This window comes from Candidatus Hodgkinia cicadicola (assembly GCF_002774925.1).
This window is the reverse complement of the sequence record NZ_NXGO01000143.1, coordinates 21,328-43,620: the sequence shown is the minus strand read 5'-3', so window position 1 is coordinate 43,620 and position 22,293 is coordinate 21,328. Positions and strand designations below refer to the sequence as shown.

The following is a 22,293-nucleotide window of genomic DNA, read 5'->3' as shown; positions in this document are numbered from 1 at the left end:
CAACTATTATTAACAATAACATCTCTTACCAATAGCAACAAATTAACTCCAACAATCCGATCTATACATCTCCATTCTGTTCATCTAACTTCATTACTAATGTATTCCATCCATTTAAAAATATTTTAACACCAACCACCAAACAAATAATGGTTCCTATACAAAATCAAAACAATATTAACCCAAACCCATCACCACTTATCATCAACACATCTACATCTAATCAAATATCATTATAACTACTACCAACGATTAGATTAATACCAAATCCCCATTAAACTGAATGACAAACATAATAAATCTATAACTAACAACGTTTACAACCCACCATAAAACCAACCACAACAACACATTGACCATGTGAACCGTTTATTAACACAACCTCATCGGATCAGAATGTTGTTACATCTTATTCCAAATTATATATAAACCTATTACTTCAAGTACATTTTTCTCTTACAAACACCCATCTGAAACAAAAACATCCAAACCATCTACCTTAATGGTAATAATCCCAATCTCTAAACAATTCCAACCTCCAAACCATTTAATCAAACAACATTGACTACCGAATACTACTTCTCTCAATTGATTAAAACTTACAACAATCGAATACCTATTAATTTTAGAAAAACCAACAACATCGTTGTTAACTAAAATCAGCATTTATACAATTAAATAAACATCATACCAAGAAATAATTCCAGATCAATGATATATATTTAAAACCAAAGCCATTACCAACCCAGAATAATCTAATCATGATAAATAAGTTACCAGTTTCTCAAAGTATATTGTTTAACTACTCTATGTTATTGCTAACCAAATCAATAATAAGATATTTATCTAATCCAACCATCATAAGATCTAATTAATAACCATTATAAAGTATTACAACAAAAAATCAGATATAAAATAGGTAATTACTAATAATAATTCTTAAAATTAAATCCTCCCTATAACATCGAAATAACTAATAAATTAACTAACCCATTTAGACCAAAATTCCACTACAACATTTATCAATGTTTATAATTCATAAATCTTATTATATCTTCTAATACAAATAAACTTGTGTTAATCCAAACATAACTAAACTTTATTAAACCAAATCATACAATACGGTTGTCTTAAATAACAAGTAATAACTCCAACATTTTGTTAAAGGAACTAAAAAATCATAATTATATCAAAAGAGGAATATCCTTATGTGTCTGTGGTGGTGGTAAAGCAAAAACAAGTACATGCATCGGAATTATAACTCGAATCCAATCTTATGGTTTAGCATTAGCAATTATCTGATGAGCTAAATTCAAATGATATTCAAATGAAAGAAAACTTGGAATCATGCCAACAAACAATGGTCTATTAAAACTAAACATCTGACCGATTAATAAAAGTTGGTGTTTAATTAACCGAACAATTGGCAATCCGGTTTGCTCATGAGTATTCTTCGACGAACTTGCCATTCTGTTAAGCTCACCAACATTACTAAAAATTATTTACCGACTAAGACCACCAAATCAAAATGTTATCAGCACAAGTCGAAAACAAATCGCCTCCATTAGTACGATAAACACCATATGTAAAAAACACCACATCGATCTTGGCATCTATGCCCAACCAGGATTAGAATATTAATAATTACATATAACCAATCTTCCCAAATCAAACCTATCATCTATTAAATAACCTAAAGATCAAACCAACGAAGTAATTGAATATTACATCAAAATTTAATTCAAATTATATCTCAAAAATACCAACAAAATCACACTTCAATCATCCTAACAACCTATTGATTACCACTACCACCTCAATAACACATCATCTTACATCCCATTCACACATTCCTATTCCTATCATCTGATTACCACACCCATCAACATACCATTATTCAACCCCTTTTAATCAAGTATTTATAGATCCTAAATATTCAACCTAATCTTCAAGTTATCGTAGACAACCATATTCTTAACTATCAACCTAATTAATATTTACAAACAATACATGTTTGATCCATTTAAACCCAACACAACGAATAAATCACCAACAACTAACAACCTGATACTACCTTTTGATGGAATTTATATTCAATAATAACCCAAATATATTATTTACAACATATAGACATATAAAAGAAACAACAACAACATACTAAATATCCAACCCACATACATCAAAATTCACACAAATAACCAACACCTATCTGCTTCAACACTTTTGTTTCTAAACCAAACATCCCATCTGAATAATATTTCCACCACATAATAACCGATATATACCTCTACATTTTGTTTCTGTTTTAACTAGTTCAACGTTTAGTACCTTTTTCTTAACAAACGGAATTAAATAAACATCAAGTAAACCTTCAAACGATTATCAATCACAATATCACTTAAAATAATAGTAAGATATTATAACAAATCCACGATAAACCCATACATGACAGAATAGTACATCACGTTTAAGGTCTGAAGTAATTTTAAATCCCTGAACTATTTAATGAATTATTAACCGATTCTAACAACACTACAACATCCACCATAGATCTATTCCCCTTTCGATATCAAAATTATCTAATTACAAACACTTATATCATCCTCTTAAAATTAAACGGTATTAACTTAAATCCCTTCAAACAACTATTTCTCACTACTCATATGAACATAATAAATCAATCAATTCTATAGATATAATTGTATTATAAAATCTACAGATCTATTCATGATAAACAACAACAAAATTTATACTAATATATTTAACAACAAAATCCAAGATTTTAATCGATATAAATCACTAACAATTACACTAATTTGTAAATAATCCAACACCTCTTAGTTCTTAAATGTAATTAATTCTAACCATGATTTATCCAAAACACTTAAGATAAACATCTACCAAATTCAACTCTATGTTGTATCACCTAGTGGTTTTAACCTATATTTCAAACATTCCCATTATGTTTAATACTTATCAGGTTGTATACACTTAAAACTTAGATATTATCGTTGTAGCAACAAGAATATACATTTATTTTCACTTCAAACATAAAATTCAAACCAATAGACCATGGACGTTGTTTTCGTTGTTATAATAAAAGTGTTACAGTTTTCCGATCAGTGTTAAATTCCGTTGATCCAACTCTCCGTAAATGATTTAAATCAATTATTATTACTATTAGTATTCAAACATGCATATCAAACAAATCATCCATCTATTAAATCACATCAATAACAATATCTAAATAAAACATCGAAACCTGTCTTAATTCTCCTAATGAAACAAACCAATATAACAACCCTTGAATAAAACAACAAATAAACCTTAAAACATAAAACAAACTATCCAAGATTAAACCATTCTTCTAATAATAAGTATTTGATTTAGTAATTAAACAAACCAAAATTAGTAAACAAACGAAAATGTGTATTGTCATACGAGATTAATAAACCTTTAATTTCTATTTAATCTTGGTCGTTGTTCTTCATTAAACAGATGTTATAATCACAAAATTTTATTAGATTTATATTATTAACATCAAACATATAGGTGTTTGAAGAAGTAATGGCATACAATTACACGAATTTAATGGTCCTAACATATATACTTTCAAGAAAATTAGTAGTGTTATACAGAATAATAAATTTCTAATGAATCCCAATTCTTGTTTAATTCACAACTTATTAACAATTAACCAAATATTACCATACCAAACACAAACGACCACACTAACAACAAGCTAACAAATTTGAATCTAGAACTTAAACATTATAAGAATCTTAAAACAATTGATAAACACATTAATAAGATTATTACCTTGAATGACATGATACTTAATTCAAAACTCTATGATGTGTACCGATCTCTATATATATATTCTATCGAAATAATCTCTAAGTAAACGAATTATTTAATAACTTTGTTCTCAATGTAAACAAGTTTTTAATCCAAAGATGAATAAATATTATAAGTTATCACTTCGTTTCCCTATCCAAGGACCAATTCTCATAAATAACAGAATTGAAATTAAACCCCACTCACATTTTGTCTAAATGTTAAATAGAATTATATATATTTCTCCAACGTTCAAACGGACTAACAACACAGACATAAAAACCACAACATTCATGATGAATTAACGATTACTAATGATTTCGTTGTTAAATGTAACATTTGGAAAACATATGAGTTGTTGTTTGTTGTAAACCCTACTTTCATGTTATTTCCAACGTTAATTAAAATGTAATAGCATAGTATTTAATGACATATAACTTTATCTGTAGTAATTATTAAACTGAGGATATTTAACATCTCACCAATCCAGATGATATCGAGTTTATAAGAACTCAATAAATTGCAATAATAGTATCAACCATACATCTTATTACGTAAATGTCAACGATAAATCAAATTTCTGATGTCATTATTAGCAGTTTTGTATGTGATTTTCAATAGTATACAAGGTTTTAAACATATACCACATAGTTAATGACCATTAGTGTTAGAAATTATAAATCTTATATCAAACACATGTTTAACCCATTTATCAAACCAAAAGATTTTATATACATCTATTTATAAGAAAACTAAATCATCTGTTCATATTTATCTCCTTGAGTAGTCAATGGAATTAATAAAGCAAACGTGATACATGACCAAAGTTTATCCGAAAACATAACCTGTCATAGAATAAAAACATAAATAACGAATTAAAATTAACACATATTAATAAAAGATTACAAAAACCCGTCCATAACAAACTTCGATATTAATCCCAACGAAATAATGTAATTATTTAAAGATTTTACAAATAAATCACCACTTCATCATAAATAACTACCTTTAATAACAATTAAATTAACCCTACCAAATGACATTCATGTTTTGGTATTTAACATCCTACCCCGTTCCAACAATCTGTTCCATAATTCTCATTAAAACTTTATTTAATCCATAACAAGCCAGTTGTTAATGTTCTTAAGCAAACAAGTTAACCTTAAATCTTCTGAAATCATTAACATTAGCCGTTAGATATAAATCCCATGAATACTTTTATCCAACAAATTAAACATTCGATACAACATTTCAAACACCAACTTCCATCGTTTAATTCAATTTATTCCATACCAGATATATGGATTCAAACATACGACAAATATCTCTCGTATAATTCTATAAAATTATAAATATAACATGAAAACAAAACTATCACGTTTTAGTTAATTCTAAACATTTTCCACCAAACAATAAACATCTTCTAATAAATCCCAAATCTTATAATAATAATAAACACTTTTATTAAAATAACAACAACAAAATAACACATTTCTCCTATTATGTTCTATTAAAACGGACAACGTTGTTCTATTATCTATATATTAACACATCTTTAACCGAAACAACTAAATACCTCAACGATAATAAATGATATTTGTTAATAAAATCTACAATGTGTTAAATCGTCCAAAACAACCCATAACCTGTCCAAACTTAAGATTTATGTCCAATCATCCACATTATTTCCATTTATTCCCTTTAGCTACTAACTAACTATATATTTCATAAAACCAAGATCTATACATGTAAATTAACTCAAATCCCTATCTAATCCATCTATTACAAAACACAACCAACATACCTACAAATATCTAATAACAATGAGTATACCTGTTGTTCCTTGATTTATAACCTCTATCAATCGTACATGAGATTAACAAATTAAACACACTATTAACATTATTACCATGTCTGGTTATCTCTAAAACACATAGGCCAAACGACCAACCTCCCAACATATACTCCCATTACTAATTGCTAATAACACATCCACATCTTCGATCACAGATAACATTATAAACTATAGATGGATCCAACGTAATTTGTATTACATCACGACATATTAATTGTTATTCTCATAAATTAATCATAATACGAATCTAATATCTCCAACATTGTGTTGATAGGTAAAGAATTAATTCAGTTCAAATATAACCATTGTATCCTAAATATTAATCAATATAAACCAAGTAACTTCAAACAAAGAATTCTAAATCTACATCTCAATTAACAACAAACCAACATAATACCCACTACATATCCCATATTATCCAAAACAATTAACACACTCATGAATTCCTAATCCAATCACTCGCTTATCACATACCAAACACCACTTCAAACAAAGTAACAACTAAATTATAAACTTATCTCCTTGACAACAAATTGAATTAACTTACTAAAACTTATATACTATTTCATCATTGGTTTTCCTTGATTTTAACTATAAACACAACATCCATTAGTTAAACAACACCCAACAACATCTTAACCGATGTATTCTTTGTTCCCTTTTTAAAATAAGTCTAAGCTACAACTTAGTTCAAGTCAATAATGCTCTATGGTTATCTAATTATTTCATGTTCATTCATCCATGTTTTATTCTCCATATTAAGTTATAATCAACCATCTCCTACCCTTTGTAATCAAAGACCCCTCCCTATAATAACCATTACCTCCAATACATCCATACCTGTTTTGTTTCTATACTAATCTTTACCTAATAGAGTAATAATTCTACTTTCTATTAAACACATCTCTTAATTTAACTACCAAATTAACAGCATATTATTATAACCCTATTCCCATAAGAACTAAACATAAACTCCTATCATATTTAATACATTCTAACAACAAAATCAATCATTCTATCCATTAAATACAAATTTAATCTATTAAACCACTCTATCCAATTGTTCTATGTCCAACACCCATATTCCACCTAAATCCATGTTGCCAAGACACCATTAAATCTAAACACTACCAACATAGAATACCAACACATATCCTAATTAATACAACATATAATTATTTACCTATCAATTTACCTAAAATTTATATATTTTCAATTAACTTTGTTGTTCAATTAACTGCAGATATTTGTACACTAATTTTAACTACTATTAATACTTTCAAAAATTTATATAAACTTATCCCAATTAAATTGTTCAATTAATTATAAATGTTAACGTTATTAAACATACAACAGAAAATTGATTTATTAATAGATCTGTTATGTTACTTTTTACTCGAAGAAATGAGTTTAAATTAGAATTAAGACAACCAATTAAAATCAATATTCATCGATAAAACAATCAAACGAATTAAACAGACCATTGATAGTTATCCATGATAATCAGATACGTAAAACAAACAAACAAGTGATAAAACCGTTATTGTTTCTTCTTTAATATAATAAATGGATAAAATATACTCACAAATCAATATAAAATCAACATTGTTAGAGTTCGGTAACAGTTATTGCTCAATCCACAGTAAATATTATCTTCTAACCCCCAAAACATTTAATCATTTGTTTTCTTATTATTTATTAAGATATATTTGTACTGTACCAACATCATATTCGTTTTTTCTAATTATATATTAATAATCAACAGTTAATGTTTAATTATTCATTAGAAAATAATCTGTTAAACATTGGATAATCAGATATTAAACATCCAAACATTTATAATTTAAACTGTTTATTCAAACCAACATCAACATGTTTATCATTTCCTGTTAATTTTAAACCAGCTAATTCCTAACAACATGGCAGGATAATTTCATAGAATTTAGTATAAAACAGATTAAACTTATTTTAAATATTCAGGATTATTAAACAAAATTGTAGTATATTACTCAATAGCAAGTGTTATTAACTTAGAATCAACGTTTATTACTTATTATCCGTTAATATAATAGAATTAATTAAATTAATCAAAGTTAAATATTAATTCAATGTGGTTAACGATAACAATTATATTAAGTCCATGAAAGATTTGAAGTGAATTCCAATTGATTTATTATTTCAACTTATCTATAATAACTCCTAAATAATAACCACGATGTGACTTAATTACATATTTTATAACAAAACTCAACATCCTCTTAAACCAATATTCATCAGATTTTTATCTCAGATTATTCTTAAATCAATTTATATTAACATTAAAAACACCAAATATAACTCAAGATAAATGTATGTGGTTGCCAACCAACAATCCGTCTCATATCATCGGAAAACTGATATTACAATACATTTCCTGTTAAATGAATTCCTATTCTAGATATTTATAACAACCTCCGATATTAATGCTATTAAAACTTTATTAAAGCTGTAAATATAAACTATAAATTTATATCCAAAATTCAAGTGAATAACACAAATGTTGTCAATATGGTCATTTTGTTGCGATTAATTTAATACATTTACGATAGAACATAAACTTCATCAATTGTATTTATACTTTAACCAAACACACAACAACTAATAAAACCAAAACCAACATCAACCTACATACCGATTATGCTTAATATCTTAAAGAATACATAAATATCTTAATTATAAAACATTAAAAACATCCAGTACTAACAACATCGAACGTTTGGTATGTTGGCTTTTTTATCATAGATTTAATTAATATTATTACCATTGAATGTTAAAAATTGTTTGATTATTTAATCGAAATCTCTATTGATGATCAGTTATAAACATATAAATTCATTTTAAAAAATAGTTAATCAATACTGGTGATTAAAACCAACCTCCATTAACATTGTCGGTGATATAAACATGTCAACATCGAGTTGTCGAATTTAACACAAGCAACGAATCTCTAACTCATTATAAATAGGCCAACATGTTGTTAACATTTTGTTTAACTTAATCCTGTTTGAGTCTTCATATCGATTATAAACAACGACCATGAACATTATTAAAATCTATCCAATAAATAAATTTACTTACCAAAGTACCATGACAATTTAATACCTTTAAATGAACATCGATTCGGTTGCTAACAAACAAACACATAAACCGTAAACACTATCGAAATAATATCTAACTAAGAAAATGGCTTAAACTAATTGTTACTTTGTTGAAATGTAGATAATTACCAAGAAATTTAACAACAAAAGTAATACCTATTATAATTACCATAGCCACAGAATTAAGTATTATTTAGAGATCCCGATGTTAACGTTATATCGGTTTATTAATAACTAATTCCAAATACAACATGGTATTCATTTCTATCAAGTCTTAATATTTAACAATAATTCCTAATTAAACATGACAAACAACAAAATTTATACCAACATTTACTCTAAAATAATAATATAAATCTAGTATATTTACTTAAAAAAGGGATAACAAATTGTTTTAAATAACAACGTTGTATTTGGTCGTATCACATTAAAACATACAAATAATTACAGGTATAATTTAAACTGACAATAGCACTTATATAAATTACAAAATTTGTTTAGTAATTATGACTAGATTTTGGTGTTGTTATTAATACCCCATATTCTTGGTTTATCAAAGAAGATTATCAGAACGTTGTATTTCCATATAATTAAATTAAAGACTAACATCCCGATAGTATATCACTTATACGAAAAATATTTAATATAAGAATTTAACAAACATGTTAATACTATGAAAATACTATTACCCTTAAGGTATAGATCTTTACAGATTTTTATGTTATCAATCATGGATTTTGGTATTCTCGTTAAACATTTATTGAAAGTATTCAACAGCTTTATAAACAGTATAAATTAAACCTGAATTATAAAACCTACACAAAGGTTATGTTAAAGTTTATGTGGGTTTTGACCGTAAATGTTGTAAAATATCAACTGTTTTAACTTCACTAAATATTCTAATAACAAACTATCAACGATATAAACATGTTCCATTCAAACGTTCAAACAAGCCGAACACTAGTCATCATCGAACAGATAATTGATTGTACCAAGGTTGCATACACAAACAACAAGTTCTCATAGTTGCCAACAATGACTAATCAAGAATTAACAAAAGCCATAACCAACGTTATTATCTAAGATCAAGAACCAAGAAACAACAGATATAAAAGATTCAACAATGGTTGATACGTTTCCCTTAATTACTTTAGAATAATTCAATTAAACATTTAATAATATTATGTAATTTGAATACGTATTAATTCAAACAAAACGTTTATATCTTAACCTACTAATATGGATACAACCGGTTTATCATCTGTACGATGTAAGTAATTCTTTACTGGAATGATTGACATTAGTATGAGTGAAATAATTATTAATCTGATAGTGGAAATAATTCAAAGGATAGAAAGTAAGATGTTAACAGCACTAACAAAATGTTGAGTTGATTTACTGTAAATAAGACAACATCTTGACAAGGTGATGTATGGGATTAATTGGATTGATCATCTTGTTATTAAACAACATGTGAGGTTGGTAACAACGTTTGAGGAAGAATGTGGTTATGATTTTGTTCCGAGTTCAGCAATTATATGTGTTTTGGGTCATATTGATCATGGTAAAACTAGTTTGATAGATAGTATAACTTATAAGAAAATGACATCTTATGAATCAGGTTTTATTACCCAACGAATTAGAGTAAGTACATTCAAACATAAAGGAACGAGATTGACATTTATAGATACACCCGGACATTCCCTGTTTAGTGAAGTACGTTTGAATTGTTTACATGTTTCTAATATATCGATGCTGGTTGTATCACTTCAGGAAGGACCAAGAACCCAAACAATTGAAAGTGCAAAACAAATTAATCAACTTGGTTTACCCGTTTTAATAGTATATAATAAACTTGATTGTAAACCATCGAAAACAGAAGAGAATACTATAAAAACAAGACTTGAATTAACCAAAGTTGGAATAGTTCCTGAAATAACTGGTGGTAATGCTATTGAAGTTCAAGTTTCAGCCAAATCAAATGAAAACATCAAGCAATTGTTGGATGTATTATGTTCAATGATAGATAAACTTAGATTAAAAAGTAACATAAGTTCATCGTCTATTGGTATAGTTATAGATGTCAAGTTAACTAAAGGATTAAGACCAATTGTTAATGTATTAGTTTCTCAGGGAATATTAAAATGTGGACAAGTTGTAACGTTTGGAACCAATGCTTTTAGTATTTATTTCGAACGTGATATCCAATTTGTTACAGCAGTTTGTACAACCGAACTAATTGGGTTACCGATTAATATTCAACCAGGTCAATATATTAATAGTAATCAATATGGTTTAATGAAGATTAAACGGTCAAACGTTGCTTTTTCCCAACAAAATGGTTGTTTAATTAAAAAGACCAATGTAATAATTAAAGCTGATTCGTTTTCTAGTCTTAACGGAATTATACATTTGACTAATGAATTGAAATTAACACCTATTTGAACAGGTATCGGTCATATCAGTCTAGCAAACGTTTCTCTTGCGTTAGCAACAAAGTCAGTTTTAATAGCATTTAATGTTAAAGTAATAACTAATGTCAAACGTATTGCCAAACAATCAAATGTTATTATATTGAGCTCGGAATTAATATATGAACTTGTAGAATGGTTAAGAGATTTAATAACAAGACGGCAGATGGTACAGACAGTTGCTCAAGTTGAAAAGATATTTCAATCAAAATGAGATACAATTTATGGTGCTAAGTTGGTTTATGGTGAGGTTTTTGTTGATCAACGGCTTGTAATTATTCGTCAAGAACAACTGCTATTTACGATTCGAATTAAAACATTAAAACGGTTTTGTTCAACAGTTAAACTTTTTAGTGAAGTCAATCAACTATTTGGATTTGTTATTCATGAGAAAAAAGATATTAAATTGAATGATAAATTAGCATACCAAATATTATAACATTTTGGTTATCATTATCCACACCGATTATTCCACATATTATTATAAGATCACCGTTTATGGATTACCATTTTAATAAATAACAACATTTTAACAATATTAAGACATAGTGATTCAATTTATAAAAAGGAGATCGGACACCAATCGTTGTTACCATAATATGGATTAATAAAAGTATTGATTTCAGAGATTATTAACAAGCCGATCCTAATTATAGAAGTACAACATCCCAATTCAAGATCGGGGATATTTAAACAACAAAAAGTACTAAATAAAACGGGACAACATTGTAGCGATTATATCGGACAGACCATGTGATTGAATATTACCGATCTTTATAGAAGTTAGTTAAAATGGATGATGGAAATAAATCTATCAAAACAAATCAATTAATACTTATCAAAAATACTTTATGATTAACAGCAATTATGAATTTAGTTTCAAATACATCATTTATAATGTCTAATTCTGAGTAATATTAATACATTTACAAGATCCATGTACCAAGTTTTGTAATCTCGTTTGTTTATACCGAAAACAAGTATACGAATTGCTTGAATTTAATCGTGTTATGCGAACAATCGAGGTAATTACAACCATCATAACAATATTATTAAATGTATATTCTATTATCTACAAATCATGATAATTGTGTTGTAAATATTATTCTAAACATCTATTAATAGAAATTCTAACAACAAGATGTTGGTATTAATTTAACCATGATAATAACTAATATCAATGGGATAAGGATAAAATGCAACAAGAATGTTATGGTTCATTGGATTAGCCATCTTGGGGGTCTGGATTTTGTTAACAATAAACTACCAACGTTGATCAAAAACGTTGTAAACTTTATAAATATTCAAGCTCAACGATTAACAGAGGTTATTAAACCATCATGATGGAACTAATTTTAGATTTAAAATGTTATTAAATATCGAATCAAATGTATCACTTATTTGTATTATGTTTTAAAACCAACCATAGTAAAACTTCATTCTGGAAACGTGATCGAACATAGTGGGATAAATGAAATTACATTTAATCTAAATACACATTGGATTCAATTTAAAAATACTTCCGAATGTTGAAACTTTTGAACATCTATATTGACATGTTGTTGTTAATCTTAGGTTTTTGTAATTATAAACAAATTATTATAATAACTAAGAAATCCTTATTATCAATAACTAACTTATTAGTACAAGAACTGCAACGAAATTGAATTCCGATAACAACACACTTATCCAATCTCGGAGTTAATTCAACATGTTTTTAATAACTTTATATCGAATCTTATAAAACTCATCATTCGATGACCTGTGTTGTTCCAAACCGAGTTGACATCGGGAAGTTCACTTATTAACAGATCTTTATCAACTATGTAATGATCTTAAAACAGCTTTTTGTTCATGACCAATCATGGATAATTTTAAACAAATCTTATAATTAGTACATCTTTTTATAGAAACTTTATAAATTAATTGAAGTAAATAATACGTTTTAATACATATTTATTAACATCATGGTAAAATAATGGGAATTATAAATTATATTAAACATCTGATTAAATCAGTTAATGCCACAACCTTCATCCATGAAACCAACACAACTTCCATAGTTAACTACGTTGTCCATATTTGGCTCTGTTAATTATATATATTAGTTATATCAAAATTAAATATTATTTAAACATTAATATAAATCAAAACATTACCGATTATAACAAGTTCGACAAACGTTTATAAACCTAATATCAAGCTGAATAGTAATAAGAATCTTATGAAACGTTTGGGTCTTTTTAAAAGAAGATATAGCCACCTAATTAGATTTATCTTAATTTAAGCATTAATGTTGTTAATATTTAAGTTATAACTATTCAAGATCTATTTACACTATAAAACCAACAAATATTTTAACTGAATTTATCCATAACATCATTATCTAAGAACAACACTCATTGAAAACATACGAATAACAACAACCCGATGTTATCTAAACTAATAAATGAGTAATGTATTTAATATGAACATTTATTATGAATCATGGAACAAATTTTAAACATGTAATTTAACTAACAAAATAACAACGAACCAAAAGATCGGATGTATTTAAAAAGATCAGATAAAAACATCAACCAAACGTTTGGATGTAAACTATTAAACGAAACAAGTATCTAAAAAAATCTATAACCACTTCTTTTAATCCTTTTTATATCAATTGAACATAATTTCAAGGTATTTCAATTTAAGAGATTAGTAGTCTCTTGTTATCAAAAACCATAGAAATAAGATACCAGAATTTTGATTTATACCTTAGACATAACATAATTCAAGCTATTATTGTTAATCCTGTTGCAACACTGAGCTATTAAAACAAATGGAACCAAATGACATTAATCAAATTTTATTAATTCAGTAGTTAGTTAAACAAGTATTCGGTTACAACATCATACGATGTTTAATTTATAAACATAATACCTGTTAATTTAAGTAAACAACAACAGATAGAGAAAACTTAATAATCGTTAGTAATATAAAACTCCAACTTCAATGTCTATTAATAGCTATTCGATTACAGTCAGCATAACGTTCCGATCAGATTCCAAACATGTATAACAATTAAACCATTCAGGAAACCATTCACGATTATAAACACTAATCCGGTTGTTAAAACTTATGAATAAAACAATAAACCACAACACAGATGGTAGAATAAGAATAATAATATCATATAGTTTATTAAAAACAAATACAAATATGTAATTGGTTCAATGAATACCACCGATGTTAAAGTAATTGTAGTAAACCCATAGTGAATGAAATTTCTGAATGTAATTGTTTAGGAGTTAAAACGTATATACCAACGGGTAATATGTTTATAATAATATTAAGAATTAAACTTATAACCATCCAGTTATATAACACCGACTTTTAAATAGATCAATTAGTATACTAAACACAGTTATTACCACTAACAACAAATTGAAGGATTGAACAAATCAAAACAAAACATACAGGATTTAAACGTTTTGATAAATAACACCAACGGTCAAAGGGATAAAACATACTTGTTTTTCTTAGGTCATGGAAGTTATAAAATAGGAACAACGGCAGAATTTATGTATATAGTTGACTTGTTTAAAACGTTACATCCTTTTATTGGAACTGGATTTTGGTTATTAGAGTTTGGAAAGGTTCAGTTAACAGATAGATTTGATTTTAGATTTGATATAAACATAATAGTTCCAATGATGTTATTTAATTCAAAACATGTAAAATATGATGTCTGTTTAATATGTAATTTTCTTCAATCTAAGTTAAAAACGAAGCTCGTTATATTAATCACAAACCCTTGTTCGGATTTACTAAACGTTAAACTGATTTGTAAGTTTTTTAACCGTTGTATAATCAATAGAAATTTTGGATCAAGTTCAAACATTCTTGTTCTAGCGAGTAGAGGTAGTAGCGATGTTCATTCAAATTCACAGGTTTATTTAATAAATAGAATACTATGAGAAGGGATGGGATTCGGCTGATGTGAAGTTGGTTTCATTGGTATAACGTTTCCTTTATTAAAATACCTTCAAACAACTAAAACACCTTCAAATGTTGTTGTAATTCCGTTATTATTATTCAGTGGGGATTTATACAACAAATTGAATAAGAACTTTAAATCCTGTATAATAACTGGTTATATTTTCAGCCATGTTCAATCAGTGTTAATATTCTTTAAAAGAATTAGGAATTTATTCAACGATTATAATCTCAACAATTGTGTTCTATGTAAACATAGATTTTTATCTTCAACATAATAATATTGAACGGCTCCAATCTTTGTTTAAAGTGTATCTAACATAATCAAAAACCTCTGATCGAAGTAATATATATATATACAACAAAGATGTTGAATAAACATGGGTAAATGATCTATAGATTTACAAAAATCCAAATGACTCAAGTACTATTCGAAAAAACAACATCCAACTTGGATAGTATTAACATTATATTGTTAACAAAATTGAACATAATCTGATTAACATAAACTTCATCCTTTCATTTAACGTATTATTTCTAGTGATATTTTGTTAGTAAAACTATATACGAACAATAACAACACTTACAATCGATCTTTTATTGTTATCTGAACTAATAGATTTAAATTAAACCAACTTAGGTAATCGAATAAAACGTTAGCTTAAAAACAACGGTTAACCACAATTATTATTAGAACACATATAATTAAGTCATAACTCTCTAATCAGTTTCTTACTATACTAATGAGTTGTTAATTCGGGTTCAAGACAACATCAATAAACTCTATAATATTTCTCTATAATTTATATAATAAATAACTTAAAATATCAACAAAGTATCAGTTATGTCCTACATTTTTTAAACGAAACAACAACTACTTATTAAATTGAAATAAATTCTGCTGATGACTTCATGTCTATACATAACCGCAATTAAACACAATTTATACATATGTTTGTTCGATTGAATCAGAATTATTTACAACAACCGATAATAACATGTAGCTTTATTGGTTCCGTAATGTACTTATGTCTTCGTTATAGAATTCTAAGATATAGTTATAACCAATCAATGATATAATTATTCAATCAAATCAGAACTGAATCTCTTCATGTTAAATTAATAAACATCATCAACATTCTAATAACTACCAACAAAATCTTAAATTCAACACATTAATCGTTAAGCATATACCTAATCAAACTATTATTACCAAATAAGATTAATTAAAATCCATATTCGTTAACCTACATAACCAGTGTTTGATAATATATTATTTTAAATACTAAACAATTATAACTAAACTCCCTACTTTGTTGTAACAACGTCCATGGAATAACCGCGATTTATACGGTTGAACAAACATAAATATCGAATCTTATTAAATCACATATTAATTTCTATATTATTAACATAAACAGATCACATTTTAATCTCTTCCAAATGTTCATTCAATACAATCAAGTATTATTATGATGATGGAACTTTACAAATAGAAGTTGAAGGTTTTATTATACTAATTGTTGTTTTAAATCGAAAGTATATGTTATACGAATTAAATTATATTCTAAAATCAAATTTCTTGAGGATTAAACCGTTTAAATCAGTATTGTTTTATTCAATTATGAATTTATTAAAGATTTAACATTAAATATTAAAACAGCCAACACGTTATCAAACAACGACCAACAACAATCCATTCTCATTTAAAATTTACTCATTAAAATAAGTTTTAGTTTATAAAGATGTTTTCGATTACAAAACTTAGTACGGTTCTATTTCTTACGGATTTTGTATACGTATTCTTTTAACATACTAGAAATTTTAGATGTGGTTTTAATTCAAATAATATGTCATAAGACCCCGTTCCTTTATTAAAGAACACTTGTTTTAAATCAACTATCAGAATATCAAATTACGATTAATCTAACACATTTCCAGACCTCGGATGTTGGTTCATATCAATTTATACATGTTTTACTAATCTGATCTAAGATTAACGACTAAACAACAAGTTCATGTATATTGATAACAAATTTAAAGTCTTTCAAAATATTTAAAGGTAGTTGTCGATGTAATTCTTCATTAAATTTATAATATATTTTAATTACCATAACAAACCACGAAATGGGTTATACCGTCAACTTTGATCAATAAACACCTTTCAATCTTCAGGATTTTATTAAAATATACTTAATATACCACATCAAATAATCATCGAATTATTAACAACGTCCATGAAGTTATCGGTAAATATTACATTTCGTAGAATAAAATTCCAATAATTATACTAATACTTGATGAGATTATATAACACTTATAAATACTAATGTTTAATCAAATCTTTAATCCGATTGTCTAATGTCGGTCATACTTCGAAGTACCATTTATCATCTTTTTTAACATTTCAATACATAAACCTTCAATCATTAAAATTCAAACCTATGAATAAGTATTAATTAATTTCTTCAATACAAAAACATCTGTCAGTTTCAATAACAACAAAACTACTACCAAACGCATACTCGTTGCTATCCAATATCTCTGTTGTTACCATTGAATAAATTTCTCTCCATCCTTGTCTTAATCCTATCTGATATCTTTGATAAATATTACTTGTAATTACATAATTAAACACATCTATCGGTTTTATGATCTCAAACAAATAGACCTAAATATTATTCACAAATGTTATAACAAGCCGAACTAACACAGAACTACATCAGAACTTTATTATAAATATTTAACTTTAAAACATTACATTATCACTATTCGATAACATATTATTCTAAATTAATCAAAACAAACAACATTTGGTCAATGTTGCATATGCAATATGTCTATAAACTGGATTGTTAACCTAATTTCATACAGTTTTATCATCTTCAACTTGTTTTAGGCAAACGTTATGTTGGTGGTTGGCTCGTTTATAAACATAATCGAATTGTTACCAAACACCTGATATATGTTAGAACAACATGTTGGGTATAAATCAAACAACTGCTAACAGGTTAATACACATGAAATAGTTGAATGGTATTTATCTGATGATGAAACAGATATGTGGTTAATGCTTTAATAACAGGATCAAACGATGTGGAAATTTGATATCTATGTGGTGTTCAATTAATGATAAACAGTTCTTCTTGAGAAGTGAATACAACACAAAATTTAATAACAAAACGATTATTACTAACAATAACAAGAAGTCACAACGTTGTTCAAATTTTTCAATAGAATTATGCTATTAATATCAACATCTCAATAAATTTATATCTTTAATTAATCAGGTCAGAAATTTACCTGGATTTTGTTAACTTAAGTAAATATTCTTTTAAAATCTTCATAATCGTTATCATGAAATATGTTTAAACCTTTATTAGATCTGTTTATTTAAATATCCGATATAATATTAATTAAATTCATTGATCCGATTCACCTTAATTCCTTGAAATAAACAAATTGTTATAACCATTATTTATATGGATTTTTAAACACAACGAGTATTGGTAGTTATAAATGATTTTTATATGTTGGCGTTGGTCATAAAAACGAAGGATCAAACATCCGACAGAATGAGAACCGTTTGATTTAATAACCAGATTTATTCATTGATGATAACTAATAGGTTTAACATTTATATATAATTTTACTTTATAATTGTTATGGAAATTGCTAAACATTATGGTGTTTAATCTATATCTTAAACAGATTCCTACTAAGTTTAATCTTATTAATATCTAAACTCTAAGTTTTATGTCCATCTTATCTTGGCTTTGATCGCTTATAATCCTAAATATTAAACAAAGATGTTCATTACGATGTGTTTATTGGACTGGTAAGGTGTTTCAATCCTTAATAATCCATGAACTTTAATCATAAATCAGAACTAAAATCTATTATCTGTAGATTGTATATAAAACTTCTATTAATGTAGTAGCTGGCATTGAATAAGATGTAGTAAATGTAACCGAATAATATTGAAGTAATATATTTGAGTTTATACTTAATCTGGATGTTAACCGTTGGTTTATAAAGTACACAGTTTATTAATTAACTAAAACAACCGTGTTAACAATTTTGATTCTAAATCTATTGCTATAACACCCTATTTTAGACATCGTTTGTTAGAATTTTGTTAACATTGTATGATCTAAGATATTAAACGGATTATTAATTATAATATTATCTTATATACTCACATAAACACAACACAACCTTAGATAATATTAATTTCGTTGTTTATATTAATTAAAATTAGTTATTTAGACAACTCGTTTACAATCAATGGTTTTATACCATCATAATGTTGACTTTGTATTAATAATATGCTTGAATTGTTCATGGAAGTATGATAATCAAATAACGGCTTGTTAACGATAGATGTAAGTTTATTATTATTGAATCTAAACATCGAACGAATAGTAATTACAAATGTTTGGATTTGAACTAAATCGATTATTTCCTCTACTAATCGATTAACCAAATCTTATTATCAAATGGGTATAACTTTAAATGACAAACGATTTAACAATAATTGGTTAAATTAATTGGGAATTTGAATAATGATAAATGTTGCTGAGTTGGAATACTATCATTGGTGTGTTGTTATGAAAAAAGGTATACTAAACAACGTAATTAATGATGTTTTTTGTGATTAAAGTATTAATATTAATGGCAACAAAGACAACCGATGAAGTCATAACTTAGGTACTGTTTGGTTCATCTAAACCAACGTTTTAATTGTTTACTATTACATTTTAAATAAAAGATATTAAACTAGTAGCGGTTAAATTAATGTACATCTTTGTTTTGAAAAGCTTAGAAATTAAGTTAATAATTAAGAAGTTCGTTGATTTGATTGAACAGATTGTTACCAATATTTAATTCAAGTAATTATATCAGCTTGTTTAGATTTATAGTATTATTTACTAAATATTATTGGAAATTAATAAGACCCTTACTATTCAGATTGAACTATTATTAGTCTTAATTGTTTAACGTATAATTAGAGATTTATATTACTTAATAATTTGTTAGTTGATTAGTAAGTATGTTTTTTCGTTGAATTTGTTAAGTCCGATTATTTAATCATCACTTATTATAATAATATGGTAAACTACCACTAAGAGTGAAGAAGTCTTTATGTCATATCTGTGTTATATATTTTACTAAGAAATATGTATTAAACGTTTGATCAAAATATGGTTGATATGATTGATTAATCTGTGTTTGGTCCCACATCGCTTCAAACGTTGTAAGTATTAATATCCTTGGATGTTTGTTTAATAATCTCAATAAATATGTTGAACAAAATGGGTGTTGTTTTTGTAACAAGTTTACAACATTGGTGGATTTTGGTCCGTTAACAAATGTTTGATTCAGATATAAATGGATTTATTGTAATTAGATCATTGTGTTAACGATATGGTTCTTGATAGATTCATTTTATTCATATAAGATATATTAAATTCATCAATGTCATATGAATATATTTGATGTATTAATGATATGACAAATCTCAATGTTGGCTAATGAATAATATCTAAGTAAATCATTGGTATAACGTTTATAATAATTTTAATAAAGTTATGATATCGGTTGTTATTTAATTAACTTAAATCTTCAAGGTATTACCAAAAACTTGATTAAACATATGTTATCGTTTAGTAGTTATTCGTTTGAAACAATTGGACAAGTTGTCAACCAAATGTTGTAATTATGATTAATCAGTTTATCTATAGTATAAAAACCAAACGATGATGCAGATCTATATAGTTGAAATAGATTAACCATGATAGATTTGGTTTGTGTCTTAGATTTTGAAAGTTTAATGTCAAACATAACACGATTTACATAATATACTTATTGATCGTTCGGAGAAGATGATTCTAGTACAATTTAAAGTTAATACCTTTATAACAACGTAAATTAGTAAATGATATCGGTGTAATCTGTTGATTTCTATAACATTAACGTTTGTTATAACTTTGTTGTGATTTAATTAAATTTTATATTAATACTTGATTTGAACACTCAAAACATGTCTGTTTTATTATCATCGTAGTTACCATTAACACCATTACAAACACACAGAGTATTGTTTTTAATCTAATAATGTCAATGACATTCGGCAAATGACCATTACTATTGAATTGTTTACCAATCACATAAAATTTACCATAGTTACCACCAGTTTTGAGCTTAACATCTAACCATGACATAATTTTAAGAACCAAGCAATGTATACTTCATTTTTGTGGATTTAATAGATCAAACATGTTGATATTATTATTCTTAGCTAATTTGATTAAATTTGATATAAAGATTAACACAAAACATGGAAATGCCACCATAATACTGTCCATTCTGCATATATTTAAAGATAAGGTGTTGTTAGATGTTTTAAAATTACCAAACATTGAATCAACTAAATCCGATGTTTTATACAATAATAACCCGGGAAGACCTGCAATTAAATAATAGAATACAGGTAACAAAATGCCATCACTAAAGTTTTCTGTTAATGACAACAACAAGGAATTACATATACCATACTCATCAAGATCTCTGACCGTTTTACTAACAACCGAAGATAGTTTATATCTACATAATTCTAAATCAGTACTATATAGTTGATCTAAGATATTAGTTACATGAGTAAACATATTCTTGTAAGCCAATAACATCGATGCTATAATTAATTCTAATATCCAACCAAAACGTGTACATTTAAATCAATTATGAAGACAAACGCCAAGATATCATCCAATAACACACATCATTAACGAAACTGGTTTACCACATCATTTTGTTGCCATTGATCTTGTTTTAAGTAATCAGGAAATAATTTGAGATAATCGTGTAATCGGGTTGTTAATTACTTGTCAAATATGTTTTCCAACATTATATCATTCAAAAACTGTTATCAATGAAATAATATTACCGATCAAATAATTCATTAAAACATGTTAAACGATTTAATTCCAAAGTAAAATTATTCAGATTATCCTTT

At 26.5% G+C, this 22,293-nt stretch carries 6 protein-coding genes; 3 read left to right on the top strand and 3 right to left on the bottom strand.

Going from position 1 to position 22,293, the window contains the following annotated elements; translation table 4 throughout:
• Positions 1 to 456 precede the first annotated feature (456 nt).
• Positions 457 to 666 carry a hypothetical protein gene (locus tag MAGTDC_RS03810; protein ID WP_146657115.1) on the bottom strand — a complete coding sequence of 70 codons (210 nt, stop codon included), beginning with the start codon at positions 664 to 666 and terminating at the stop codon, positions 457 to 459.
• A gap of 492 nt (positions 667 to 1,158) precedes the next feature.
• Here MAGTDC_RS03810 and MAGTDC_RS05085 point away from each other — a divergent pair, with 492 nt between their 5' ends.
• The 3 genes from MAGTDC_RS05085 to MAGTDC_RS03795 all read left to right on the top strand — a co-directional run bounded on the left by MAGTDC_RS05085 (position 1,159) and on the right by MAGTDC_RS03795 (position 15,556).
• Complete coding sequence (locus MAGTDC_RS05085) at positions 1,159 to 1,641, top strand: cob(I)yrinic acid a,c-diamide adenosyltransferase (RefSeq protein ID WP_192573232.1); 483 nt, start codon at positions 1,159 to 1,161, stop codon at positions 1,639 to 1,641.
• Between the two features lie 8,616 nt (positions 1,642 to 10,257).
• Positions 10,258 to 11,739: a GTP-binding protein gene (locus MAGTDC_RS03800; protein ID WP_146657113.1), complete on the top strand. Its 1,482-nt coding sequence runs from the start codon at positions 10,258 to 10,260 to the stop codon at positions 11,737 to 11,739.
• Between the two features lie 3,073 nt (positions 11,740 to 14,812).
• A complete protein-coding gene (locus tag MAGTDC_RS03795; protein WP_192573231.1) occupies positions 14,813 to 15,556 on the top strand; it encodes a sirohydrochlorin chelatase in 744 nt (247 codons plus the stop codon).
• 2,177 nt (positions 15,557 to 17,733) lie between these two features.
• On the opposite strand, the gene MAGTDC_RS03790 is transcribed toward MAGTDC_RS03795, so the two are convergent.
• Complete coding sequence (locus MAGTDC_RS03790; RefSeq protein ID WP_192573230.1) at positions 17,734 to 17,916, bottom strand: hypothetical protein; 183 nt, start codon at positions 17,914 to 17,916, stop codon at positions 17,734 to 17,736.
• Between the two features lie 3,373 nt (positions 17,917 to 21,289).
• Positions 21,290 to 22,240: a cobalamin biosynthesis protein gene (locus MAGTDC_RS03785; protein WP_146657110.1), complete on the bottom strand. Its 951-nt coding sequence runs from the start codon at positions 22,238 to 22,240 to the stop codon at positions 21,290 to 21,292.
• Between the last annotated feature and the right edge of the window lie 53 nt (positions 22,241 to 22,293).